Annotated in this window: 20 protein-coding genes and 1 pseudogene; 14 read left to right on the top strand and 7 right to left on the bottom strand. The window is 58.1% G+C overall.

Annotated features, from left to right (window positions below; translation table 11 throughout):
* The first annotated feature begins 5 nt into the window (after positions 1-5).
* The 3 genes and pseudogenes from B9Z51_RS01650 (at position 6) to B9Z51_RS01640 (ending at position 4,052) form a co-directional block, all read left to right on the top strand.
* Positions 6-1,426: pseudogene (locus B9Z51_RS01650) on the top strand (mannose-1-phosphate guanylyltransferase/mannose-6-phosphate isomerase).
* Entirely contained in the window at positions 1,426-2,862 is a 1,437-nt protein-coding gene (locus B9Z51_RS01645) for a glycosyltransferase family 2 protein (RefSeq protein WP_108371238.1), read from the top strand. The pseudogene B9Z51_RS01650 and the gene B9Z51_RS01645 overlap by 1 nt, the downstream one beginning before the upstream one ends.
* Positions 2,863-2,885: 23 nt before the next feature.
* Entirely contained in the window at positions 2,886-4,052 is a 1,167-nt protein-coding gene (locus tag B9Z51_RS01640) for a nucleotide sugar dehydrogenase (RefSeq protein WP_108371236.1), read from the top strand.
* Positions 4,053-4,094: 42 nt separating this feature from the next.
* Here the strand turns inward: B9Z51_RS01640 and B9Z51_RS01635 are convergent, their stop codons facing one another.
* Positions 4,095-5,180: a glycosyltransferase gene (locus tag B9Z51_RS01635; protein WP_108371235.1), complete on the bottom strand. Its 1,086-nt coding sequence runs from the start codon at positions 5,178-5,180 to the stop codon at positions 4,095-4,097.
* Between the two features lie 39 nt (positions 5,181-5,219).
* Between B9Z51_RS01635 and B9Z51_RS01630 the strand changes: the two genes are divergently transcribed.
* On the top strand, positions 5,220-6,503 hold the full coding sequence (locus B9Z51_RS01630; RefSeq protein WP_146187666.1) for a hypothetical protein: 1,284 nt from the start codon (positions 5,220-5,222) through the stop codon (positions 6,501-6,503).
* Positions 6,504-6,659: 156 nt separating this feature from the next.
* Here the strand turns inward: B9Z51_RS01630 and B9Z51_RS18340 are convergent, their stop codons facing one another.
* On the bottom strand, positions 6,660-7,064 hold the full coding sequence (locus tag B9Z51_RS18340) for a hypothetical protein (RefSeq protein WP_158272800.1): 405 nt from the start codon (positions 7,062-7,064) through the stop codon (positions 6,660-6,662).
* On the opposite strand from B9Z51_RS18340, the gene B9Z51_RS18335 reads away from it, so the two are divergent.
* On the top strand, positions 7,063-7,377 hold the full coding sequence (locus tag B9Z51_RS18335; RefSeq protein ID WP_158272799.1) for a hypothetical protein: 315 nt from the start codon (positions 7,063-7,065) through the stop codon (positions 7,375-7,377). The two genes, B9Z51_RS18340 and B9Z51_RS18335, sit on opposite strands and share 2 nt — an antisense overlap.
* A gap of 122 nt (positions 7,378-7,499) precedes the next feature.
* Here B9Z51_RS18335 and B9Z51_RS01620 read toward each other — a convergent pair whose 3' ends face one another.
* Entirely contained in the window at positions 7,500-8,339 is an 840-nt protein-coding gene (locus B9Z51_RS01620; RefSeq protein WP_158272798.1) for a serine protease, read from the bottom strand.
* 125 nt (positions 8,340-8,464) lie between these two features.
* On the opposite strand from B9Z51_RS01620, the gene B9Z51_RS01615 reads away from it, so the two are divergent.
* The 4 genes from B9Z51_RS01615 to B9Z51_RS18120 all read left to right on the top strand — a co-directional run bounded on the left by B9Z51_RS01615 (position 8,465) and on the right by B9Z51_RS18120 (position 11,653).
* A complete protein-coding gene (locus B9Z51_RS01615; RefSeq protein ID WP_108371228.1) occupies positions 8,465-9,103 on the top strand; it encodes a hypothetical protein in 639 nt (212 codons plus the stop codon).
* Positions 9,100-9,762 carry a hypothetical protein gene (locus B9Z51_RS01610; protein ID WP_108371227.1) on the top strand — a complete coding sequence of 221 codons (663 nt, stop codon included), beginning with the start codon at positions 9,100-9,102 and terminating at the stop codon, positions 9,760-9,762. The genes B9Z51_RS01615 and B9Z51_RS01610 overlap by 4 nt, the downstream gene beginning before the upstream one ends.
* Entirely contained in the window at positions 9,762-11,201 is a 1,440-nt protein-coding gene (locus tag B9Z51_RS01605) for a hypothetical protein (protein ID WP_108371225.1), read from the top strand. The genes B9Z51_RS01610 and B9Z51_RS01605 overlap by 1 nt, the downstream gene beginning before the upstream one ends.
* 254 nt (positions 11,202-11,455) lie before the next feature.
* Positions 11,456-11,653 (top strand): hypothetical protein, encoded by a 198-nt coding sequence (locus B9Z51_RS18120; RefSeq protein ID WP_146187664.1) that lies wholly within the window; start codon positions 11,456-11,458, stop codon positions 11,651-11,653.
* A 229-nt stretch (positions 11,654-11,882) separates the two neighbouring features.
* On the opposite strand, the gene B9Z51_RS01595 is transcribed toward B9Z51_RS18120, so the two are convergent.
* The 3 genes from B9Z51_RS01595 to B9Z51_RS01585 form a co-directional block, all read right to left on the bottom strand.
* A complete protein-coding gene (locus tag B9Z51_RS01595) occupies positions 11,883-13,175 on the bottom strand; it encodes a TRAP transporter large permease (RefSeq protein WP_108371223.1) in 1,293 nt (430 codons plus the stop codon).
* Positions 13,172-13,648: a TRAP transporter small permease gene (locus tag B9Z51_RS01590; RefSeq protein WP_233254787.1), complete on the bottom strand. Its 477-nt coding sequence runs from the start codon at positions 13,646-13,648 to the stop codon at positions 13,172-13,174. Before B9Z51_RS01590 ends, B9Z51_RS01595 begins: the two co-directional genes overlap by 4 nt.
* A gap of 88 nt (positions 13,649-13,736) precedes the next feature.
* Positions 13,737-14,753, bottom strand: coding sequence for a TRAP transporter substrate-binding protein (locus B9Z51_RS01585; protein ID WP_108371221.1), 1,017 nt, complete (start codon positions 14,751-14,753; stop codon positions 13,737-13,739).
* A 277-nt stretch (positions 14,754-15,030) separates the two neighbouring features.
* Here B9Z51_RS01585 and B9Z51_RS01580 point away from each other — a divergent pair, with 277 nt between their 5' ends.
* From B9Z51_RS01580 to B9Z51_RS01560, 5 genes are all read left to right on the top strand, one after another.
* Complete coding sequence (locus B9Z51_RS01580; protein WP_108371219.1) at positions 15,031-15,786, top strand: electron transfer flavoprotein subunit beta/FixA family protein; 756 nt, start codon at positions 15,031-15,033, stop codon at positions 15,784-15,786.
* Between the two features lie 124 nt (positions 15,787-15,910).
* Entirely contained in the window at positions 15,911-16,843 is a 933-nt protein-coding gene (locus B9Z51_RS01575; protein ID WP_108371218.1) for an electron transfer flavoprotein subunit alpha/FixB family protein, read from the top strand.
* Between the two features lie 75 nt (positions 16,844-16,918).
* Positions 16,919-18,712: an acyl-CoA dehydrogenase gene (locus tag B9Z51_RS01570; protein WP_108371217.1), complete on the top strand. Its 1,794-nt coding sequence runs from the start codon at positions 16,919-16,921 to the stop codon at positions 18,710-18,712.
* Between the two features lie 275 nt (positions 18,713-18,987).
* Positions 18,988-19,941 carry a nitronate monooxygenase family protein gene (locus tag B9Z51_RS01565; protein WP_108371216.1) on the top strand — a complete coding sequence of 318 codons (954 nt, stop codon included), beginning with the start codon at positions 18,988-18,990 and terminating at the stop codon, positions 19,939-19,941.
* Entirely contained in the window at positions 19,938-21,104 is a 1,167-nt protein-coding gene (locus B9Z51_RS01560; protein ID WP_233254786.1) for an acyltransferase, read from the top strand. The genes B9Z51_RS01565 and B9Z51_RS01560 overlap by 4 nt, the downstream gene beginning before the upstream one ends.
* 15 nt (positions 21,105-21,119) lie before the next feature.
* Here B9Z51_RS01560 and cphA read toward each other — a convergent pair whose 3' ends face one another.
* Positions 21,120-23,690 carry a cyanophycin synthetase gene (gene cphA, locus B9Z51_RS01555; RefSeq protein WP_108371215.1) on the bottom strand — a complete coding sequence of 857 codons (2,571 nt, stop codon included), beginning with the start codon at positions 23,688-23,690 and terminating at the stop codon, positions 21,120-21,122.
* Between the last annotated feature and the right edge of the window lie 23 nt (positions 23,691-23,713).

Raw genomic sequence — 23,713 nt, 5'->3', positions numbered from 1 at the left:
TTTAGGTGTCAAAGTTAATTCCTGTGGTGTTGTCTGGTGGCAGTGGCTCACGTTTGTGGCCGCTGTCGCGTTCCTTGCGCCCCAAGCAGTTTTTGGGGGTGACCGAAGTGCCTCGCTGTTTCAGCTCACGCTGCAGCGGCTGCAGGGCATCACGGCCGATGTCATGCGGCCCATTGTGGTGGCCAACAACGACCACCGGTTTTTGGTGGGCGAGCAATGCCGAGAGGCGGGCATCGAGCCCCTGAGCATTTTGCTCGAGCCTGTCGCTCGCAATACGGCGCCCGCCATCACCGTCGCTGCATTGGCTGCGCAAGAGTCGGGGGGTGACCCGGTGCTGTTGGTGCTGCCGTCTGACCACACGTTTGCCAATGTGCCCGCCTTTCACCATGCTGTGCGTGTGGGGCTGCAGGCGGCTGAAGCAGGGGCGCTGGTGACGTTTGGCATTGTGCCCACACATGCCGAGACGGGTTATGGCTACGTCAAGGCTGCACAGGTGCTGAACGCCAATGCGGCAGTGCCCGTGGCCCAGTTTGTTGAAAAGCCCAATCTGGCAACGGCCCAGGCGTATCTGAAAGACGGCAGCTACACCTGGAACAGTGGCATGTTCATGTTCAAGGCATCGGTGTTTTTGCAAGAGTTGGCGCAGCACAATCCGGCCATGCTCGCAGCCTGCGAGGCCGCCTGGCGTCTGGGCAGCAAAGACCTGGAGTTTGTGCGACTGGACAAAGAAGCCTTTGCCCAAAGCCCATCTGATTCGGTCGATTACGCGGTGATGGAAAAGACCGCCAAGGCTGTGGTGGTGCCGCTTGATGCGGGCTGGAGCGATGTGGGCGCATGGTCTGCGGTGTGGCAAGTGTTGCCGCAAGACGGTCAGGGCAATGCAACACGCGGTGATGTTTTGCTGGAAGGCGTGACCAACAGCTATGTGCATGCAGACAGCCGTTTGGTGGCCTTGATTGGGGTGGATGGCTTGGTGGTTGTAGAAACATCAGACGCTGTGCTGGTGGCCCACAAAGACAAAGCCCAGGATGTGAAAAAAGTAGTGGATCGCCTGAAGGCACAAAAACGGCCCGAGGTGGATGTGCACCGAGAGGTGTTCAGGCCGTGGGGGTCTTATGATTCGGTGGACAATGGTGCGCGTTTTCAGGTCAAGCGCATTGTGGTCAAGCCCGGTGCCAAGTTGTCGGTGCAGATGCACCACCACCGTGCCGAGCATTGGGTGGTGGTGTCGGGCACGGCCAGGGTGCGCATTGGCGACGAGACGAAGTTGATCACCGAAAACCAATCGGTCTATATTCCGGTGGGTGTGGTGCATTCGCTCGAAAACCCGGGCAAGCTGCCTTTGCATTTGATCGAGGTGCAGTCGGGGTCGTATCTGGGCGAGGACGACATTGTGAGATTTTCTGACCAGTATGGTCGTGTGTGATGGGTGATATGGTTTCCAAAAAAAAGACAGATTCAACAGTTGGGCTTGCTCAGTCAGATTTGCCGGCTTCAGGGACACAGCGTAAGGCAGTGTCCAAAAGCGCAACATCTTCTGCCCGCCAAACAAAATCCAATGCCTCTTCCAAGACGCTAAAAGCACCAGTGCCCAGCGTGCCCCAAGACGAGCCACAAGTACTGCCATTTGTGTCGGTGGTGATGCCCAGCTTGAATCAGGCCCCGTTTTTGGAGGCTGCCATTCGCAGTGTGCTGGAGCAGCCTTATGACAGGCTGGAGTTGGTTGTTGCGGACGGTCAATCCACCGATGGCACCGTGGAGTTGTTGGTGCATTTGCAGCGTGAGTTTGGTAACCGCTTACGCTGGGTCAGCCAACAAGACTCGGGGCCTGCGCAGGCCATCAATACAGCGATTTCTTTGGCTCAAGGCGAGATCATCGGCTGGCTCAATTCGGACGATTTGTATGCTGAAGGTGCCGTTGTAAATGCGGTTGAACATTTTGTGAAAAACCCTTGGGTCGAGATGTTGTATGGCTTGGCAGAGCACATAGATGCTTCTGGCCATGTATTGAACACGTACCCGAGCTTGCCGCCTTCAACACCGATAGAGAAGTTTTCAGATGGTAGTTTTATTTGCCAGCCTACTGTGTTCCTGCGGCGAGAAGCTTTGGACATCATTGGTCCATTGGATGAGTCCATCAAAACCGCATTTGATTTTGATCTCTGGCTCAGATTTTTCAAAAGATTTCCTAGGCAAATTTCTTGGCTCCAACGGATTCAGGCTTATTCGCGATTGCACGCAGCATGCTTGACCCAAAAACAGCGGCGCCTTGTAGCGTTGGACGGAATGAAAGTTGTTGCTAAGCATTTGACTGTTGCGCCGCAACATTGGTTCTGGACGCATGTGGACGAAATGTGTGAGACCTATCCCTTCGGTCCGGATCAGGAGCCTTTGCTCAAGCAATTGCAGAGCTTCATTCTTGAGTCGAAGGGGTTTTTGTCTGCAGAAGATTTGAAGCTCGTGGGTTTGCAGTTGCGAACGGATACGCGCTTGAATTTGGTCAAGCCTGGTTTGATGGCCACCGTGCAGCCCGATGCTTGGGTGAGTCATGAGGTGGCCGTGAAATACCGCTGGACCGACAAGGCGGCCAGTGCAGTGTTGCTGCGTTGTGTGGCCAGTTGGCCCGAGGCGGGCACGATGACTTTGCGTGTGCGTAGCCCTCATGGGGAAGAACAGGTTTCCGAGATTGAGGTGCCTGAAGAATTTGTTTTGCGCTTCGAGGTGCCCGCCACAGATTTGCCTGGCTTGATGATGTGGACTGTGCAGACGGATCAGGGGTTTGTGCCTGCCAAGCATGATGCTGGTTCTACCGATGACCGTGAATTGTCTTTTAAGGTGCTTGAGCTAAAACTGCTCAGCTGATGGTTTTTAAAAATGGAATTCAGATGAAAATTGCAATCGCCGGAACAGGTTATGTGGGTTTGTCCAATGGTATTTTGTTGGCCCAAAACCATGAGGTAGTCGCCTTGGATGTGGTCGCGTCCAAGGTGGATCAACTCAATCGCAAAGTGTTGCCCATTGAGGATGTGGAGATGGAGGACTATTTGTCCAACAAGCCACTGAATTTCAAGGCAACGTTGAGCAAGGAAGAGGCTTACAAGGGGGCGAGCTTTGTGATCATTGCCACACCAACGGATTACGACCCGGTGAGCAATTATTTCAACACCAAGTCGGTCGAGTCGGTGATTGCGGATGTGTTGACCATCAACCCCCAGGCCACGATGGTGATCAAGTCCACTGTGCCCGTGGGTTTTACGGAACGCATGCGCTTGAAGTTCATGACGCACAACGTGTTGTTTTCACCAGAGTTTTTGCGTGAAGGCAAGGCCTTGCAGGACAACTTGCATCCCAGCCGCATTGTGGTGGGGGAGCGCTCCGAGATGGGGCAGGCCTTTGCTGATTTGTTGGTCGAAGGGGCCATTAAAAAAGACATGCCTGTGTTGCTTGCCGACAGCACAGAGGCCGAGGCCATCAAGCTGTTTGCCAACACTTATCTGGCCATGCGCGTGGCGTATTTCAATGAGCTGGACAGCTACGCTTCGTCTTTGGGGCTGGATACGCGGCAGATCATTGACGGGGTATGTCTGGACCCGCGCATTGGCAACCATTACAACAACCCGTCTTTTGGTTATGGCGGGTATTGCTTGCCCAAAGACACCAAGCAGATGTTGGCCAACTATGCTGATGTGCCGCAAAACTTGATGCGTGCCATTGTCGATGCCAACAGCACCCGCAAGGATTTCGTGGCCTTTGATATCTTGAAGCGCAAACCCAAGGTGGTGGGCATTTACCGCTTGGTCATGAAGGCGGGCAGCGACAATTTCCGGGCCAGCAGCGTGCAGGGCATCATGAAGCGGCTCAAGGCCAAAGGGGTCGAGGTGGTGGTTTATGAGCCCGTGCTCAATGAGTCCCACTTTTTCAATTCCGAGGTCATCCAGGACCTGGATGTGTTCAAGCAGCGAGCCGATCTGATCGTCGCTAACCGTCATACAGAAGATTTGGCTGATGTCACGACCAAGGTCTATACGCGGGATTTGTTTGGCTCCGATTGAGTTGGATGGGGAGCATCTGTGGATGCGCACAGCGCAGGAAACTCAGCACATGTAGGTTTGCAGAACAGGTTTGTACTTGTTCGCGAGACCTTCGTAAGAAAACTGTTTCGTCAGTGTCAACCCCGCGAGATTGCGTCCTCTTTGAGACCGCTCTCGTGCTTCATGCAGGCGCTGTAAGGCGTGGGTTTCATCGGGATCAGCCCACCAGCTTGTCACTGTGAGGTTGGGGTAGTCATGGACGCCCACTTCGATTCGATTCCAGTTGACCAGCAGGCTGTTATCTGTCGTTACAAAATCCTGTGGCCCCGAAAAATTCGTGCACACCAGGTGCAGGCCGTTTTGCAATGCTTCAACCAAAGTGCGGCCGAAGCCTTCACTGCGGTGCAATGACAAGTAGCAATTGGCGCAGAGGTACAGATCGGTCAGCTCGCCAGGTTGCAAGGTGTCTTTGATGACTTTGATGCGCGGGTGCCGAGGGAGCCATTTCAGTGCATCAGCCCCCATGTTTTGCCAGCGACTGACCTTGAGGATCAGATAAGCATCAGAACATGTTTTGGCCATTTCAAGAAAAACCCGCAGTACCGCCTGCGGGTTTTTTCTTTGCAGCGTCGAATGCAGGTCGAACATGAAAAGTGACACGAATGCATTGGCTGGTATTTTGAGTTTTTTCCTGAAGTCGATGCCAACACTCGCGTGCTGTACAACGGGCAGGGGCAATGCCAAGGTGAGTTGTCTCGATTGCGCAAAGAATGATTGCTGTACAAAGCGGGTTGGACACCAAATGTGGTCCATCAGTTTGAGTGCTGGCACTTGATCGGCGGGAAAATCTGGAAGTTCCCACAGAAAATAACCGACCTTTTTTTTCGGTTGTGTCAGCAGTTGGGGGTGCAACCTGACCAGGCGTTCACACTCTGTTGCTGCCATGAAAAAAATGCTGGTCGAGTAGTCTTGGGTGGTCATGTGCTGCCATGCCACTTGGACACGTCCTTGCACATCGGTGGGAACATCAATGACCGAAAATGGAATGCCAAGGTGGTCAAGCATGGCGGCAAAGGTGCGTAGATCTTCACCCAATCCCATGGGGGATGTAGCGTAGCCAACGAGATTGAAACCGGATGTGCTGCTCATGCCGTCAGTGTAGGTTTAAACTCGTTGCAATCAGAATCAATGCCTGCACAAATTCATGCAGGCCAGGAGAAAAATTTGGCCACTACCAAGAAAAAATCAGCGGTTAAACCCGGCGCGAGAAAACCCGTTTTAAATGTCAAGACGCCCTCAAAGTCTGCATCAGTGAAAGCGGTTCTCGCTGATGCAAAGTCCATTCATGCAGGGTCAGCCAAATCCGATCAGCTTGTGAGCGAGATCGGCACCCTTGCAGATGCTTCGAGCGTTGCGCCAGCGGTTAACACTCCATCCAATGTCGCTGCGGTCAAATCGCTTGCATCGATGGAATCTGCGCCCCAATCTGAAGAAGCGGATGAAAAAACAAGAGTGGCCGATTTACCTGTTGCGCCAGGCCCAACACCTGAGGTTGATGGGCAGTTGGAGCGCAAGCTGTCTAAAGAGCCGCCTCGCGCATTGAATTCACCCATCAGGATTTTTCAGATTTATTTTGAGGGTTGGCAGCGTGAATTATTGGACCCGGCTTTTTATCCTCTGGACAACAGCCGCAATTCATCGGAGTTGATGGAGTTCAATGTATTTGAACAATTGCAGCGCAATGCAGCGACTCAAGGTGCTGTACTTTGGGGCGCACTGTCTTGGCGATTTGCAGAAAAGACGGGCATGCAAGGTGCCGAGTTGGTCAAACAGATTGTGGACCATCCGGGATATGACGTTTATTTTTGCAACCCACACCCCAATAATGAAGGTGTTTATCACAACATGTGGGTGCAAGGAGAAGTGTCTCACCCTCAGTTCCTGGAACTGGCGCGTTTGTTTTATGCAGCGGCGGGTTTGGATGACAAGGAATTGATTGCAATTGAGCCTTCGAGCAATTTTTCAGCGGCTAATTATTTTGTGGCTTCCCCCAAATTCTGGAGTTTGTTCATACCCTTCGTGAAGCGGGTGTTGGTGACGGCTGACAAGCGATTGGACCCGAAAATTCGGGATCTGATTCACTCCAAAGTGGCTGATGACAAAGCTTTGCACGCCGGGGCAACTTACATTCCATTCATTGTGGAGCGCTTGTTCATGGTGTTCATGCGCAGCGAGGGCAAGGGACTGAAGGCTTACAAAGTGGCCTTGCCGGAGCGTGAACGGGAATTGAATGTTCACTTGAAATTGTTGCGCGAGATGAAAGATGTTGCGCACAAAACCCAGTCCGCCTGGTTGGCGGCCTGTTGGGTCAATTACCGCAACCTGTACTTGAGTCAGACCAATGGCAAGGCCTGGTGTGAAAAGTATTTGAGAGCCATCACCCCCACAGAAGTCAAGTTTGGGTCATCATGAGTCTTGCGGCCATCTGGCTGTGATGAAGTAGAGGTTGTGTATGAGTTTCTTGTCATCTTTTTTTGGTAAAAAAAATCCACCCATTGCGGCCCCTGTCATGGCGACGCAAGAAAAGGTGCCAGCACCATTTCCGGTAGAGGAGGCGGTGGCTCAGGTTCAAGCGCAATTGCGAGTTTCAGCCAACGCTGATTTGCAAGAAGCCGCAGGCGTATTGGCCGGTTTTGCTGGCACGCCTGCGCCAGCACCCGCACCCGCACCCGAGCCCGAGTCAGCACCAGCATCAGCACCGGAGCCAGCGCCCGAGCCCGAGCCCGAGCCCGAACCAGCACCAGCACCAGCACCAGCACCTGCACCTGCACCTGCACCTGCACCCGCACCCGCACCCGAGCCAGCACCCGAGCCAGCACCGGTAGTCGTTGACAGTCCTGTGGTGCCGGTTATCGGTAGAGATGAAGTGATCGCAGCGTATCGCTTGTTCTTGCGGCGTGATCCGGAGTCGGATGCGGTGATTGCGCCGCGACTGGGCATGTCGCGAGAAAATTTGCTGAGCACTTTTGTCATGTCGCCGGAGTTTTTGCAAAGACCTGAGCACGTTAAACTGTTGTTGGAGGTGGCACAGTCCATCGAAGTGCGGCAGAAAATTCCAGACAATTTAGTCGGGATGCCTGCGGTCTCAGAGGGTGATATTGAGGCAGCAAAAAGAATTTTTTGGCCAGAGCCCCAGGCCCTGCCTTTGCAGCCTTTGCCCGGTCAGTCAGCAGAGCAAGCTTTGACGCAGATGATGCGTTCTGAGCATTTTCAAAAAAACGAGTTCAATGCCAAATTAGTGACCGTCGTCGCAGGACAAATCATTGAGCGTTTAAGTAAAAAATAAAGTCGTGATCGTGGTCGCCGACCCCTGCGCACATGCAAGCAAACCCGCATGCGGGCGCGCTCAACGATGGCATGTTCGACCATGAAGGTAAGCCGAAAACGTCGGATTCTTTGAGTGCCGACCTACGGCGTCGTTTTGGGCTCGGCTGCTGGGCTGCCGCCTCTGGCGATGATGGACACGACCGAGCCTTGCGTTTGTTCGTACAGCTGATAGGGCCGCAGCACGGTGCTCAGTGACAGGTTTTGCTGTCGGATGGTGGCCGGTGTGGTTTGCAAGAACTGGATCAGCAAGGAAGATCGCAGGGCGTAGTTGACATTGACCAGCAGGTCCTGGGTGCGTTCTGCGATTTTGGCGCTGTTGAGTTTGCGTTGCACCATGCCCACCACGGTGCCGTCGGGTCCCAGCACCGGGCCGCCCGAATTGCCTTGTGAGACTTCGGCGCTGATCTGCATGAAACCGCTGTCGGTGTTGTTCGAGTTTTCGTTGCGATAGCCGTTGATGATGCCTTGGGTGATTTTTTTGCTCATGCCCTGGATGCGCGGTTGTGGGTAACCGATGACGCTGACTTCCAGACCCAGCGGGACTTGCATGCCCGGGTAGAGGGGCAGTGGCGGCAGCTCGATGCGTGCCTTGAGCAAGGCCAGATCGAGCGCAGCGTCCGTTTGCAGCACTTGCGCCAACACCCAGCGCGGCTGGCCGACGGGGTTGTGGCCCACAGGGCCGATCAGCACACTGGTGCGGCCCTTGACCACATGCAGCGCTGTCAGAACGTAGCCTTCGCTAACGACAAAACCGGTGCCCCAGCTCATGGGCTGTGCTGGTGTTGCGTTGGTGGTCGGTAGCACGGTGGGTGCTTCGCTGTCTTGTGCCTGGCTGAGCAGGGGCAAGACCATCAGTGTGCACAGCCACAGATCGAAGCCGTGGCGTGATGCCCGGCGCAAGCGGTTCCATATGAAGGTCATGGGTTGTATGCAGGTGAGGGGCTGGGACATGAATCGGGTTATTGCCAAGGGGTAAACTTGTTTGCAATGTACACATTTCTTGTCCTGCTCAGGATTTTGGGGCTTCGCTGTCTCGGAGGTCGGCCGTGCAATCGCTCTTGATCGAGGCCCGTGAGCTGGCCCAAGCCGCCTCCCACCTGGTCAGTCCAGGGCCTTTGATGGTGATGCCATGCACCGATATGCAAGCTGCGCAGCGGGCCATGGCCCTGGCATGTTCTCGCGCCCAATCCGAAGGCTTGATGGTGGCGGTGCTGGATGCCGAGCGCATGGGCTTTGTGGCGGTGGCCAATCAGGTGTTTCGAGCTTCTCAAAGCCCCTGGTTTGGTTATCTGGCCCAAGATGCTTTTGCAGGCCGGGACTGGATGGCCCTGGCGCTGCGCGCTTTGCAAAAGCCGTCGGCCGCCTTGCTGGGCTTCAACGATGGCAAGTGGCATGGTCAATTGGCTTCGTTTGGTTTGGCTTCGCGGGCCTGGGCGCAAACGGTGTATGGCGGCGATTTGTTTTTTCCGGGCTATCGCAGCCACTTTGCGGATGTGGAACTGACCTTGGTGGCGCGCCAGCAGGGGGCGTATGTGTATGAGCCCGACAGCGTGTTGATGGAAGTGGATTGGGGCAAGGACCGCGCCACGGTGCGAGCCGAAGACCGCAGCCTGTTCAAGGCGCGTGCCCGCCAGGGACTGGGGCAGCGCGTGACAGATACTGCCTTGCTGGGTTTGTTCACATGAGCATCCGTCAGATCAATGCGAGTTATGTGGCCGATGAGGACAGGGTGATGCTGCGCTTTACCACCCTGGCCAATGAGGAGTATCGGCTGTGGCTCACGCGGTCGGTGGTGGGTGCTTTGATGCAGCAAACCGAGGCCCTGGCAGTGAAAAAACTCACGTCCAACCACAAGGTGCAGCAGGCCCAGGCGGTGGCGCAATTCAAGCAGCAGGCTTTGCAGCAAAGCGCTGTTTACACCCAGTTTGAAGGGGCAGCGCGTTTTCCGCTGGGGGCCGAGCCGATATTGGTCAAAGCGCTGCAGGCGGGCTTGCAGGGCGAGGTGCCGATGCTGGTGTTGCAACTGGCCCGAGGCCAAAACCTGAGCTTGCGCTTGAGCGACGATTTGCTGGGCAAGCTCCAGCTGCTGATGCACAAGATGAACGACGCCGCCCGCTGGGCATTGCACGTCTTGCCTGATGCTGCAGTAGCCACGCAGCCAGCGCTTGGCGATGCTCGGTCGTCGGCCAAAGACCTGCAGCCCCCCCGTAGGTTGACGGTCGAAGACCCAGACATCAAGCCTGCGCCAGGCCAGGCAGCATCGGCCCAACCCATGCCCGACCCCGACCCACGCGATGAACTCACGCCCGGCGACAGTCTCCCGCGCAGAAAGTTGTTGCACTGATGAGCACCCAAGAACAGGCCGTGCGTCAGCAACTGACACACGCACAGCAAGCCATGAACGCCGGGCGCTGGTTGCAGGCGCAGCAGGGCTTTTCTCAGGTCCTTCAAATCTTGCCGCAATCACCCCAGGTGCACCACAACCTGGCTTTGTGTGAGTTGGCGCTGGGGCGGCATGAACCGGCTTTGCGCCATGCCCAGCAAGCCCTGAGCTTGTCGCCAGCACTGTGGCAAAGCCGCATGGTGCAAGGCAATGCACTCAAGGCCTTGAAGCAGCCCGAGGCGGCTGATGCGGCGTTTGCGCAGGTCTTGCAAACACAGCCCGGCAACGGCGAGGCTTCGCTGGCCCGGGCCGATTTGGCCATCAATGTGTTTGGCTTGCCCTTGCAAGCCATGCAGTGGGTGCGTCCTTTGTTGCAAAGCCCGGAGCATGGCGAAGATGCGCAGTTGACCTTGCTGATGGCCAGTGTGTATGACCGCGACAGTTCGGCGCAGGTGCTGAGCGAGGCGGTCAAGGCTTTTTCCCGGCGCCATTTGCGTTTGCCTGAAGGCGTGTTGACGGCGCAAACCATCACAACACAAGAGCGCAGGCCAGGGCCGGGCGGTTTGCGGCCCCGCGTGGCCTTGCTGTCGCCGCATTTTTCGGCTTCACCGGTGTATTTTTTGACGATTGCCGGTTGGCGCCATGTGGCCAAGGGATCGGACATTGTGGTCTTCAACCGGGGGCATCAATCTGACTGGGCCACCGAGCAGTTCAAGGCCCTGGCCACAGAGTGGTTTGATGTGCAGGCCTTGCCCGCCGAGGCCTTGGCCCTGCGCATCCATCAGGCCGACATTGATGTGCTGTACGACCTGGGCGGCTGGATGGACCCGATTGGCCTCAAGGCCTTGTCCGCCAAGCCTGCGCGTGAGATGTTCAAGTGGGTGGGTGGACAAAGCCTGACCACGGGACTGGAGACGTTCGATGGCTGGATTGGCGATGAGTGGCAGTCGCCCATCCGATTTCAGCCTTTGTACTCAGAGCCGTTGGTCAATATTCCGGGCGGCTATGCCAGCTACACGCCACCGCCCTACATGCCGTCGGTGCCGGTGCACAAATTGGCCACGCCGGTGATTTTTTCCAACCCGGCAAAGTTGTCGAGAGGCTTTTTGGAGTGGTTGGCCAAGCTGCCCGGCCCAAAACGTTTTGTGCATCACCAGTTCCGTTTTGAGCGCACGCGCCAAAAAGTGCTCCAGTCCCTGGGCACAGCGGGTGTGGAGTTCATCTGTCCGGGCAGTCACCGCGAAGCCCTGGAAATTCTGGGGCGCCACGAGTGGATGATTGACACCTTTCCCTACAGCAGCGGCTTGACTGCACGCGAGGCCGCTGCCATGGGCATGAAGGTCAAGGTGTTTGCAGGCGAGCTGTTTTGCGAGCGCCACAGCCTGCATTTGCAAGCCTGAAAAATTGGAGTGTGTCCGCGTTTTGGGGCGTTGGGCGGGGTGGCATTTCTTCATCTTTCTTTGCACAGCCTTGCTCTGTTGGAAGAAGGCGAGGGGTTAACCTAGGAGCGCAATTTGCCAGAGTGGAGCCTATGAAAAAAAACTTCTTGTTGCTTTGTGCCGCGACATCTTTAAGCTGTGGTGCGCAAACCACCAGCCCCTTGGTTTCGGCCATGGATGCCCCGGCCGCGAACATTGTGTCAGCACCTCGTGTCATGACTTCTTTGGAGCAGATGGAGGCGCAACTGAAATTGGCCCCGGAGCAGCAAGGCTTGTGGTCGGTTTATCGGGACAGGCTGGATGCTTATGCACAACAGTTTTACCGTGAACGGCCCGTGTTGCCGACCCCACAACAGCCCGCACCGGCTCAAATTGGGCGATTGGTGATGAATTTGCAAAATCGGCTGGCGTGAACACCATTCCCAGCCTGACCACGAATGCGTCTTCCATCGGGTCGGGTGACACTCGGCGCCAGGAAGCTCGCCCTAATGGTGAGATGCGACGCAAGGGAGGTGGCATGGGTGGAATGGGTGGCATGGGCAGTGGACGTGGTTTTTGAAGCACCAACTACCGGGAGATGAGTTGAAACCACCATGAAAAACGGCACGCCAAGCGTGCCGTTTGACTTGTGCGCTAATCTGATCACTTCATCATGGAGGGCAACCACAGGCTCAAGCCCGGGAACACCAGCAAGATGCCCAGCGTGATCACCAGCACCAGGACCAGTGGCCAAACCCCACGGAAGATGGTGCCCAGCCCCACTTTGGGCAGCAGGGTGTTGATCACGAACAGGTTCATGCCCACAGGTGGCGAGATCAGACCAATCTGGATCACCATCACGATCAGTACACCAAACCACACCGGGTCAAAGCCCAGCTGGGTGACGATCGGGAAGAACAGTGGAATGGTCAGCAGCACCATGGTCAGCTCTTCCATCACGGTGCCCAGGATCACGTAGATCAGCATCATGGCGCCCACGATCATGAGGGGGGACAGGCCCAGGTGGGTGATCCACTCTTTCAGCTCCATCGGCATGCTGGTGAAATTGACGAAGTTGGCAAATATGGTGGCCGAGATCAGCAGCGTGAACAGCATGGCGGTGGTGCGGGCCGATTCGGTCAGCACTTCGAACAAAGCTTTGAAGCTCAGGGCACCACGGGCCACAGCGAACAGGAAAGCGCCCATGGCCCCCATGCCCGCGCCTTCGGTGGCCGTGAAGAAGCCGCCATAAATACCGCCCAGCACGATGACCACCAGCAGTAGTACGCCCCAGATGCCGCGCAGGGCGGCCCAGCGTTGCGACCAGGTGAACTTTTCACCAGCGGGCGCATGTTGCGGATCACGCGAAGTCATGATGACCACCGCCACCATCATCAAGATGGCGGTCAGGATGCCGGGGATCACGCCTGCGGCAAACAGCTTGCCGATGTGGGTCTCGGTGATGATGCCGTAGATCACCATGATGGTGGAGGGCGGAATCATGATACCCAAGGTGCCGCCAGCCGCGATCACGCCCGTGGACAGGGCGTCGCTGTAGCCAAGCTTTTTCATGGACGGGTAAGCGACCTTGCTCATGGTGGCGGCAGTGGCAATGGACGAGCCACAGATCGCACCAAAGCCCGCGCAAGCGGCGATGGTGGCGTGCGCCAGACCGCCACGGCGGTGACCGATGAAGGTGTAGGCGGCATGAAAGAGTTCATGCGCCAAACCTGCACGGGCCACAAAGTTGCCCATCAGGATGAACAGCGGGATCACCGACAGGGTGTAGGCAAAACCGGTTTCGTAAACGACTTGGGCGGTGCTGGCGAGTGCCGGCATCCAGCCACGGGTCAGGCCAATGCCCACCAGGCCCACCAGGCCCATGGAGAAAGCCAGCGGCACACGCAAGAGTGCCAGGCCAAAGATGGCTGCAAATCCAATCAGCGCTTCAATCACAGCACGCCTCCTTCGTTGTCTTGTTGTTCCTTGAACATCAAGCCCAAGTGGATGACGCCCGTGAAGGCGCAGAGCAGGCCCATGCCATAAATGAACGGGGCTTTGAGGATTTTGAGTTGGGCCGTGGTTTCACCGGTTTCGAGGAAGTCGCCACCGGTTTTGTACATGAGCCAACCGAGCGCAATCAATGCCGCACCGCACAGCAGGTGGACCAGCGCGCGCTGGATTTTTTTCACGAAGTCGGGCAGGTACGGATCCATCGAGTCGAACACCACATGTTCGCCACGCTCAGACACCAAGGGCAGTGCGCCGAAGATGACCACGACCATGAGCAACTCGGTCAGCTCCAGTGAGCCGGTGATGGAGTTGTCGAGCAGCTTGCGGCCGCCAACGTCCAGAAAGGTCAGCAGCATGATCGCAAAGAGAGCGATCCCGGCCAGCAGCCCGCAAAGGGTTTCAAGCAGTTTTTTCAAAACAAAGGCCTTTCAAATTCAAAGGCGGTCCCCTCTGACAGACAGGGACCGCCCATTATTCCTCATGCCCCTGCGGGCAGAGATGGAATCACTTTTCCAGTTTGGCGATTTCGGCGCGGAAGTCGGCCAGCACCTTGGCTGGGTTCTTGAGGCCCTTACCTTCGGCGGCCTTGACCCAGACTTGCTCCAGAGGGGCAGTTTTGGCTTTGACGTCGGCCACGAACTTGGCGTCGGCTTTGGTAACCTGCACGCCGTTGGCCTGCATCAGTGCGAAGGCTCGGCGATCCACTTTGTCCCAGCCACGGCCAAAAATACGGGCAGCGGTTTCACCCGAGATGTCGTCCACGGCTTTTTTGTCTTCAGGCGAGAGCTTGTCGTACTTGGCCTGGTTCATCATGAAGACGAAGCTGGTGTTGTACAGGCCACCGGGGAAGGTGGTGGCGTACCTGATGATCTTGTCGATCTTGAAAGATTCGGTCGATTCCGCAGGGAACAATGTGCCATCCATCACGCCGCTCGACAGCAGCTCGTACGAATCGGGTGCAGGTTTGAGTGTGACGTTCATGCCCAGTGCTTTGGACATGTCATTGACCATGCCGCCGCCCACTCGGAACTTAAGGCCTGCGAGGTCATCCACCTTGGTGATGGCGCGCTTGGTGTTAAAGACGATGCCGGGGCCGTGTGTGAACAGGCTAAGGACCTTGACGCCGGGGTGCTCGGCCGCGAATTCGGGGTGCTTGCCGCTGATGCGGCTGAAAGCGACTGAGATGGTTTCCGAGCTGTTGCCAAGGAAAGGCAGTTCGGCCATCTGAGGTGTGATGAAGCGACCCGGGGTGTAGCCGTGAACCGTGAATGACAAATCGGCCAAGCCGTTCTTCACGGCATCGTAGGTGCCCGGTGCGGGTGTCACGCCACGGGGCAGGATGTTGCATTTGATCCGGTTTTTGGTGTTGGCTTCCAGCAGATCGCACCATTCTTTTTGTGCCATGCTGGTGGTGTGTGTGGGCGGGAGCCAGCTGGAGACGGTCAGTACTGTCTGTGCTTGGGTTGTGCCAGTCACGCTGGCCAAGGCTGCAAAGGACAAGGAAATCAGTTGTTTCTTCATGATGGACTCCACGCAAATTGGTTACAAAACATAATCTAATCTGTTTCCGACCAGACTGCACTCCATGCTAACCCGTATTCGCCGACCGATTGGTCGGTGAATTCCCGGGGGTAGCATGTGAAAATGCGCGGCGAGGCGATGTGTAAAATGCGAACGACCGTGCTTTTTTTCGTTGAATTTGCCGCATTCTCAGCCAATTTGATGCACAATTGACGTTTACGTTAACGTCAATTGTTTTTAGGCTTCCATTCAAATCAATCTAAACGGAGATACTTTCATGAAAATTCTCGTTCCCGTCAAACGGGTGGTGGACTACAACGTCAAAGTCCGCGTTAAGTCCGACGGTTCTGGCGTAGACATCGCCAACGTCAAGATGAGCATGAACCCCTTTGACGAGATTGCCGTTGAAGAAGCCGTGCGCCTGAAAGAAAAGGGTTTTGCAACCGAAGTCATTGCGGTGTCTTGCGGCGTGACCCAGTGCCAGGAGACCCTGCGCACCGCCATGGCCATTGGCGCTGATCGCGGCATTCTGGTCGAGACTCCTGCGGATCTGGATCTGCAACCTTTGGCCGTGGCCAAGTTGCTCAAGGCCTTGGTCGACAAAGAACAACCCGGTTTGATCATTTTGGGCAAGCAAGCGATTGACGATGACTGCAACCAGACAGGTCAGATGCTGGCCGCTTTGGCCGACTTGCCCCAAGCGACTTTCGCCTCCAAGGTCGAAATCGTCGACGGCAAGGCCCAAGTGACCCGCGAAATCGACGGCGGTCTGGAGACCTTGTCGATCAGCATGCCTGCGGTGGTGACGACCGACTTGCGCCTGAACGAGCCGCGCTATGTGACGCTGCCCAACATCATGAAGGCCAAGAAAAAGCAACTCGACACCTTCAAGCCGGAAGACCTGGGCGTCGATGCGGCCCCCCGCATCAAGACCCTCAAGGTGATGGAGCCTGCCAAGCGCAGCGCCGGCATCAAGGTGCCCGATGTTGCCACCTTGGTGGACAAGCTCAAGAACGTGGCCAAAGTCATTTGAGGTTCAGGGTTTGGCGTTGTGTGTTCAGCGTGAAATTCATAACGCTTAACCCTCAACCCTCAACGCCCAACCCTTAAAGCCCAGCCCTTAAAGCCCAACCCTCAACACTTAACGCTCAACCATCATGACTTCTCTCGTCATTGCAGAACACGACAACGCCTCCATCAAAGGCGCAACCTTGAATACCGTGACAGCCGCTGCCGCTTGCGGTGGTGATGTGCATGTGCTGGTCGCTGGCCTCAACGCAGGCGCTGCAGCCGCTGCCGCTGCCCAAATCGCTGGCGTTGCCAAAGTGATCCACGCCGACAGCGAAGCCTTGGCCCATGGCCTGGCCGAGAACGTCGCAGCCCAAGTTTTGGCGATTGCTGGCAACTACAGCCACATCCTGTTCCCAGCCACCGCGGGTGGCAAGAACGTGGCCCCCCGCGTGGCGGCCAAGCTGGACGTGGCGCAGATCAGCGACATCACCAAAGTCGACAGCGCCGACACCTTCGAGCGCCCGATCTACGCTGGCAACGCCATTGCCACGGTGCAGTCCACCGACGCGACCAAGGTCATCACTGTGCGCACAACCGGCTTTGACGCCGCAGCCGCAACGGGTGGCTCCGCAGCCGTTGAAAGCGCCACAGCCCAAGCCGACAGTGGCAAGAGCGTCTTCAAGGGCAGCGAGATCGCCAAGAACGACCGCCCAGAACTGACAGCCGCCAAGATCATCGTGTCCGGTGGCCGCGCTTTGGGCAGCGCCGAGAAGTTCAACGAAGTGATGACGCCCCTGGCCGACAAGCTGGGCGCAGCGATCGGTGCCAGCCGCGCCGCTGTCGATGCAGGCTACGCCGCCAACGACCTGCAAGTGGGCCAGACCGGCAAGATCGTCGCGCCTCAGCTGTATGTCGCTTGCGGCATCTCGGGTGCGATCCAGCACTTGGCGGGCATGAAGGACTCCAAAGTGATCGTGGCGATCAACAAGGACCCTGAAGCCCCGATCTTCAGCGTGGCTGACTTTGGCCTCGAAGCCGACCTGTTTGCCGCTGTGCCTGAATTGACCAACGCACTGTGATCATTTGACGACCGCAAAAAAGGCCTCCGAGAGAGGTCTTTTTTGTACCCAAACCCAGACTTACCGGAGACTTTCATGAGCTATACCGCCCCCCTCAAGGACATGCTGTTCAACATTGAGCACCTGGCCCGCATCGACCAAATCGCGCAGATTCCCGGCTTTGAAGACGCCGGTCTGGAAACCGCGCAAGCGGTGCTGGAGGAGTGCGGCAAGCTCAACACGGAAGTCATCGCGCCGCTGAACTGGGAAGGGGACAAGAACCCGTCTTTTCACCACAGCGGCAACCAGGTCACGACCACGCCCGGCTTCAAGGAGGCCTACAAGCAGTTCACCCAAGGCGGCTGGCAAAGCCTGCAGCACCCGGCCGAGTTCGGTGGTCAAGGCCTGCCCAAGACCATTGGTGCGGCTTGCGGCGAAATGCTCAACTCGGCCAACATGAGCTTTGCCCTGTGCCCCATGTTGACCGATGGCGCCATCGAGGCGCTGCTCACGGCCGGCTCGGACGACATGAAGGCCAAGTACCTCGAAAAACTGATCTCCGGCGAATGGACCGGCACCATGAACCTGACCGAGCCGCAAGCGGGCTCGGACTTGGCCGCCGTGCGCACCCGCGCCGAGCCGCAGCCCGATGGCACCTACAAAATCTTTGGCACCAAGATCTACATCACCTACGGTGAGCACGACATGGCCGAGAACATCGTGCACCTCGTGTTGGCGCGAGTGCAGGGCGCGCCCGAAGGCGTCAAGGGCATCAGCCTGTTCGTTGTCCCCAAATTCATGGTCAAGGCCGATGGGTCTTTGGGCGAGCGCAACGACGTGCATTGCGTGAGCATCGAGCACAAGATGGGCATCAAGGCCAGCCCCACAGCCGTGCTGCAGTTTGGCGACCACGGCGGTGGCGTGGGTTTCCTGGTGGGTCAAGAAAACCGGGGCCTCGAATACATGTTCATCATGATGAACGCCGCCCGCTATGCCGTGGGTGTGCAGGGCATCGCGATTGCCGAGCGCGCCTACCAAAAGGCCGTGCAATACGCCCGTGACCGCGTGCAAAGCCGCCCCGTCGACGGCAGCTTGCCTGGCGCTGGCCCCATCATTCACCACCCCGATGTGCGCCGCATGCTCATGACCATGCGCGCCTACACCGAAGGCTGCCGCTCGCTGGCCGCAGTCGCTGCAGCCGCCTATGACGCGGCGCACCACCACCCCGACGCCGAAGTGCGCAAGCAAAATCAGTCCTTCTATGAATTCATGGTGCCGCTGGTCAAGGGCTACAGCACCGAGATGAGCCTGGAAGTCACCAGCCTGGGCGTGCAGGTGCACGGCGGCATGGGCTTCATCGAAGAAACCGGCTGCGCCCAGTACTACCGCGACGCCAAGATCCTGACCATTTACGAAGGCACCACCGCCATCCAGGCCAACGACCTGGTCGGTCGCAAGACCTCGCGCGACGGTGGCCAAACCGCCAAAGCCCTGGCCGATCAAGTGGCCCAAACCGAGGCGCAACTGGTGGCCTCTGGCAACGCCGACGCGCAGGCCATGGCCAAGCGTCTCAAGGCCGCCCGCGAAGCCTTTGTGGACGTGGTCAACTTCGTGGCAGGCAACACCAAGGCCAAGCCCAACGACGTGTTTGCAGGCAGCGTGCCTTACCTCATGCTCACCGGCAACCTGATGGCGGGCTGGCAGATGGGCCGCGCTTTGCTGGTGGCCTTGTCACCCGAGGCACAAGCACAAGACGCCGCTTTCATGGCCAGCAAGGTCACGACAGCGCGTTTCTACGCTGACCACATCCTGTCCAAGGTGCCCGGCATCCGCGACAGCATTGTCGAAGGTGCAGGCAGCGTGACCGAATTGGCGCTGGACGCTTTCTGACCATCGAGACGGGTCATGCGCTCTAGCCGAGTGCATGACGGGTCCTTTCAAGTCAGGATTTCTGAGCTGCCCCGGCTTTTTCGTCAGCAGGGCTCGCTCCCACAAAAAACGTGTAGTAGCCAGCCCTGCTGGCGATCAAGCTCTTCAACGTGGGAGCCAGCCCTGCTGGCGATTCATGTCCCAAGAGCTTGACCGCCATGCGATGCTTGTCGCCCCGTCGACACCTACTGAAGTGTTTGTTCTCTCACAATCAGCGGATCATTTGAGGAGACCCCATGTCGAAGTTGCCCCCCGTTTTGGCGAACCTGCCATTTCCTGTCATCGCATCGCCCCTGTTCATCATCAGCAACCCCAAGCTGGTGATCGAGCAATGCAAGGCCGGGGTGGTGGGCTCCATGCCCGCCTTGAACGCCCGACCTGCGGCGCAATTGGAAGACTGGCTGGCCGAGATCACCGAAACCCTGGCCGCCTACAACCAAGCCAACCCCGACAAGCCTGCTGCGCCGTTTGCGATCAACCAGATCGTGCACAAGAGCAACGACCGCTTGGACCATGACATGGCCATGTGCGTGAAATACAAGGTGCCGATCATCATCACCTCGCTGGGTGCGCGTGAAGAGATCAACCAGGCCGCGCACAGCTATGGCGGCGTGGTGTTGCACGACATCATCAACAACAAGTTTGCCCACAAGGCCATCGAAAAGGGCGCGGACGGCCTGATCGCTGTGGCGGCGGGTGCCGGTGGCCATGCGGGCGTGAAAAGCCCCTTTGCCCTGATTCACGAAATTCGCCAATGGTTCGACGGCCCGGTGGCCTTGTCGGGCTCGATTGCCACGGGCGACGCCATTTTGGCCGCGCAAGCCATGGGGGCAGATTTCGCCTACATCGGTTCGGCCTTCATCGCCACGCACGAAGCCCGTGCTGCCGAAGACTACAAACAGGCCGTGGTGGACTGCAATTCCGATGATGTGGTCTACAGCAACCTGTTCACCGGTGTGCATGGCAACTACCTGGCGCCGTCCATCCGTGCTGCCGGTCTGGACCCTGAAAATTTGCCTGAGTCCGACCCCAGCAAGATGAACTTTGGTGGCGATGCCAAAAAAGCCTGGAAAGACATCTGGGGCTGCGGTCAAGGCATTGGCTCCATCACCTCGGTGGTCAGCACCGCTGAGCGTGTGGCCCAATTCAAGCGCGAGTACCAGGCTGCTCGCGCCCGCCTGGCGCTTTGAGTTCCACAGTCAATACATCGGTCAAAACAGGCTCCCCGAGTGCCTCGGGGCGGGCCTGGCTGCTGGATGTCCTCAAGGCGGTGGGCTGCGTGCTCATCGTGGTGCACCATCTGGCCTTTTACGGCCCCATGTCCGATGTGATGATGCAAGTCATCCCCGGGCTGATGGAGTGGCTGTACGACAGGGCGCGTCTGGCGGTACAGATGTTCCTGGTGTGTGGGGGCTTCCTGACGGCTGCGAGTTTGTCCAAAGTTCAATCGCTGAGCTGGCGCGCGGGCCTGACCTTGCTGTGGCGCCGGTATCTGCGTCTGGTGATGCCTTTGCTGGCAGCACTGAGCGCCGCGGTGCTGGTATCTGAAATCATTCGCCCCCAATTTGACCACTCCTCTTTGTCTGCCTTGCCCAGCTGGGGGCAAGCCTGGGCGCATGTGGCTTTGTTGCAGCATGTGCTGAGCATGGAGGCCTTGTCGGCAGGAGTTTGGTATGTGGCGATGGATTTTCAGCTGTATGCAACGGCCTTGGTGGTTTTCGCTGTGGCCCAAGAACTGGCGGCGCGCAGCTCGGGCACGGCACCCGTGGTGTGGCGTCAGCGTTTGTGGCTGCTGCTGACGGCCGGTTCCTTGTTGTGGTGGAGCGGCAACGAAAGTCTGGACGATTACGCCGTGTATTTTTGCGGCAGTTATGGTCTGGGTTGGCTGGCCTACAAGAGTCGCGAGATTGGTTTTTCCCGCAAAACATGGGCTTTGGTTCTGAGCTTGGGGGTGCTGGCCTGGTGGCTGGACCCGCATTGGCGCTTGGCCACGGCCTTGTGTGTGGCCGCCTTGCTGGCCCGCGCCCCTCAATCCTGGATGGAAATGGCCAGCCTGCACACACGCGGTGTCCAGGCGGTGCAATGGATTTCGCAAAGGTCGTATTCGATTTTTGTGATCCACTTTGCCGTCAGCCTGGCCGTCAATGCCTTCGTGACGCAGTTCTGGCCAGACCAGTTGTGGCCCAACGGGCTGGGCATGCTGGCCTCTTTGGGCTTGTCGCTGTGCGCAGGGGCGGTGGTGTTCAAGTGGGTGGAGCAACCCAAGCCCAGCCTTGTGCGCTGGCTGTTTGGGGTGGCCGCGTTCATGGCCAGCGTGGCGCTGGCCATGAAGCTCAACAGCCTGGCAGGCTGAGCAGCGTCTCCAGAGTCAGGCTGCGGCCTTGACCTTTTCGGTGATGTAGGCCAGTGCTTCTTCGACCTGGTCGATCAAAATCAGGCACAAATCACCCGCATTCAGGCGCGACAGTGCAATGTCGATGGCGTTGAACTCGCCCTGGATGTCTTCGACATGGGTGGTGCGCTCGGCGCCTTTCAGGCCTTCACGCAGCAGCTGGATGACTTCACCGTCTGCGCGCCCACGTTGACAGGCGTCCTGATAAAGCAGCACTTCGTCAAAGGCCTGGCCCAGAATCCGGGTTTGATCGCGAATGTCCTGGTCCCGGCGGTCACCGGCGCCGCTGATGACCACGACACGTTTGCGAGCGGGCATGTTCTCCACCGCCTGCACCAGCGCCTGGATGGCATCGGGGTTGTGGCCGTAATCGGCAATCAATGTGGCGCCTTGGTGGTCGAACACATTGAAGCGGCCAGGCACGCCTTGAATGTCGCTGATGAAGGTCGACAGGCCTTGTGCGATGGCATCCCATGTCACGTCCACAGCCCAGGCGGCGGCCACAGCAGCCAGCACGTTCTCAGTCTGGAAACCGATCTGGCCCTGGCGGGTCAGGGGCACATTGGCTAGCGGAATCCGGAAAATTTGCTTGCCCTTTTGTGCCACGATCGCACCGTCGTCGGTGAAGACCACGCGCTTGCCTTGCGCCCGGTGGGCGGCGAGCACAGGCTGGTGGGCATCGAGCGCAAAGAAGGTCACATCGCCAGGGCAGTGGTGCGCCATGGACACCACGGCCGGGTCGGCTGCGTTGAGCACGGCCATGCCGCTTTGCTCGACGTTGAGCACGATCACGCGCTTGAGCACCGACAGGTCTTCGAGCGTGGTGATGTAGTTCAGCCCCAAATGGTCGCCAGCGCCCATGTTGGTGACGATGGCGACCTTGCAGCGGTCAAAGGCCAGGCCTTCGCGCAGCAGGCCACCACGGGCGGTTTCAAACACGGCAGCGTCCACTTCGGGGTGCATCAGCACGTTGCGGGCGCTGCGCGGGCCGCTGCAGTCGCCCGAATCGGTCTGGCGACCGTTGACATAAACGCCATCGGTGTTGGTCATGCCCACGCGCAGGCCCTGGGCCTTGAGCAGGTGGGCAGTCAGGCGCACGGTGGTGGTTTTACCATTGGTGCCGGTCACGGCAATCACGGGCACGCGGCCGGTGTCGCCATGAGGGTACATGTGGTCGATGACAGCCTTGCCCACATCGCGGCCTTTGCCGTAAGACGGGCTGATGTGCATGCGCAGGCCAGGCGCGGCGTTGACTTCGACGATTCCGCCGTTTTGTTCTTCGAGCGGGCGCATCACCGATTCACACACCACGTCGACCCCGCAAATGTCCAGGCCCACCATCTGGGCCGCTTCGATCACGCGAGCAGCCACTTCGGGGTGCACGTCATCAGTGACATCGGTGGCTGAGCCGCCGGTTGACAGGTTGGCGTTGTTGCGCAGGATCACGCGGCGGCCTTTTTCGGGCACCGATTCGGGCTCCAGATCCTGCTCGCGCAGGCGGCCAATGGCGATGTCGTCAAAGCGGATTTTGGTCAACGATGTGGAGTGGCCCGAACCCCGACGCGGGTCGGCGTTGACCAGGTCCACGAGCTGGCGCACGGTGTGCTTGCCATCGCCTACCACCAGAGGGGGCTCACGGCGCGATGCCGCCACCAGTTTGTTGCCTACCACCAGCAGGCGGTAGTCGTGACCGGGCAGAAATTTTTCGACCATCACCACGCCATAGCGCACGGCGGTGGCATAGGCGTTGTCAAAGGCCGTGCGGTCGCTGATGTTGACCGAGACACCCTTGCCCTGGTTGCCGTCTTGCGGCTTGACCACCACGGGCAGCCCCACTTCCAGGGCCACTTCCCAGGCTTCATCCAGGGTGGCGGCAGGGCGCCCCATGGGCACGGGCACACCTGCGGCATGCAGCAGGCTTTTGGTCAAGTCTTTGTCCTGCGCGATGGATTCTGCAATCGCACTGGTGGAGTCGATTTCTGCGGCCTGGATGCGGCGCTGCTTGGCCCCCCAGCCAAACTGCACCAGACTGCCGTCGGTCAGGCGGCGGATGGGGATGCCCCGTGCCATGGCTTCGTCCACGATGGCGCCGGTCGATGGGCCCAGGCGCACGTCTTCATCGAGCTCGTGCAGTTGAGCCAGCGCCGCTTCCAGGTCGAAGCCCACGCCTGCGATGGCGGCATGGCAGAGTTTTTCCGCCAGCTCCAGCGCGAGGCGCCCGACGGATTCCTCGGAGTATTCCACGACCACCTGGTACACCCCGGACTCCTGGGTGGGGGTGGTGCGGCTGAATGAGACGGGACATCCGGCCTGAATTTGCAACCCCAGCGTCACTTTTTCGAGGGCATGCGCCATGGCCACTTGCTGGCCAGGTCGTTGGCCGTCAAAAGGGCCGACTTCCGGGAAGATGCGCCGCAGTTGCTGCTCGATCGGATGCCGGGCGTTCAAGCCTTGCTCGTTGGGCGGGCAGGTGATGATGGCTTCAATGGCGGTGTGGCGGCTCCACAAATTGGGGCCGCGCAAAGCGCGAATTCTGGACACTTCCATGAATATGGGTTCCTGTTGTTCTT

It is taken from the genome of Limnohabitans sp. T6-5 (assembly GCF_003063315.1).
Taxonomy (GTDB): domain Bacteria; phylum Pseudomonadota; class Gammaproteobacteria; order Burkholderiales; family Burkholderiaceae_C; genus Limnohabitans_A.
This window is presented reverse-complemented; position numbering and strand designations above follow the sequence as displayed.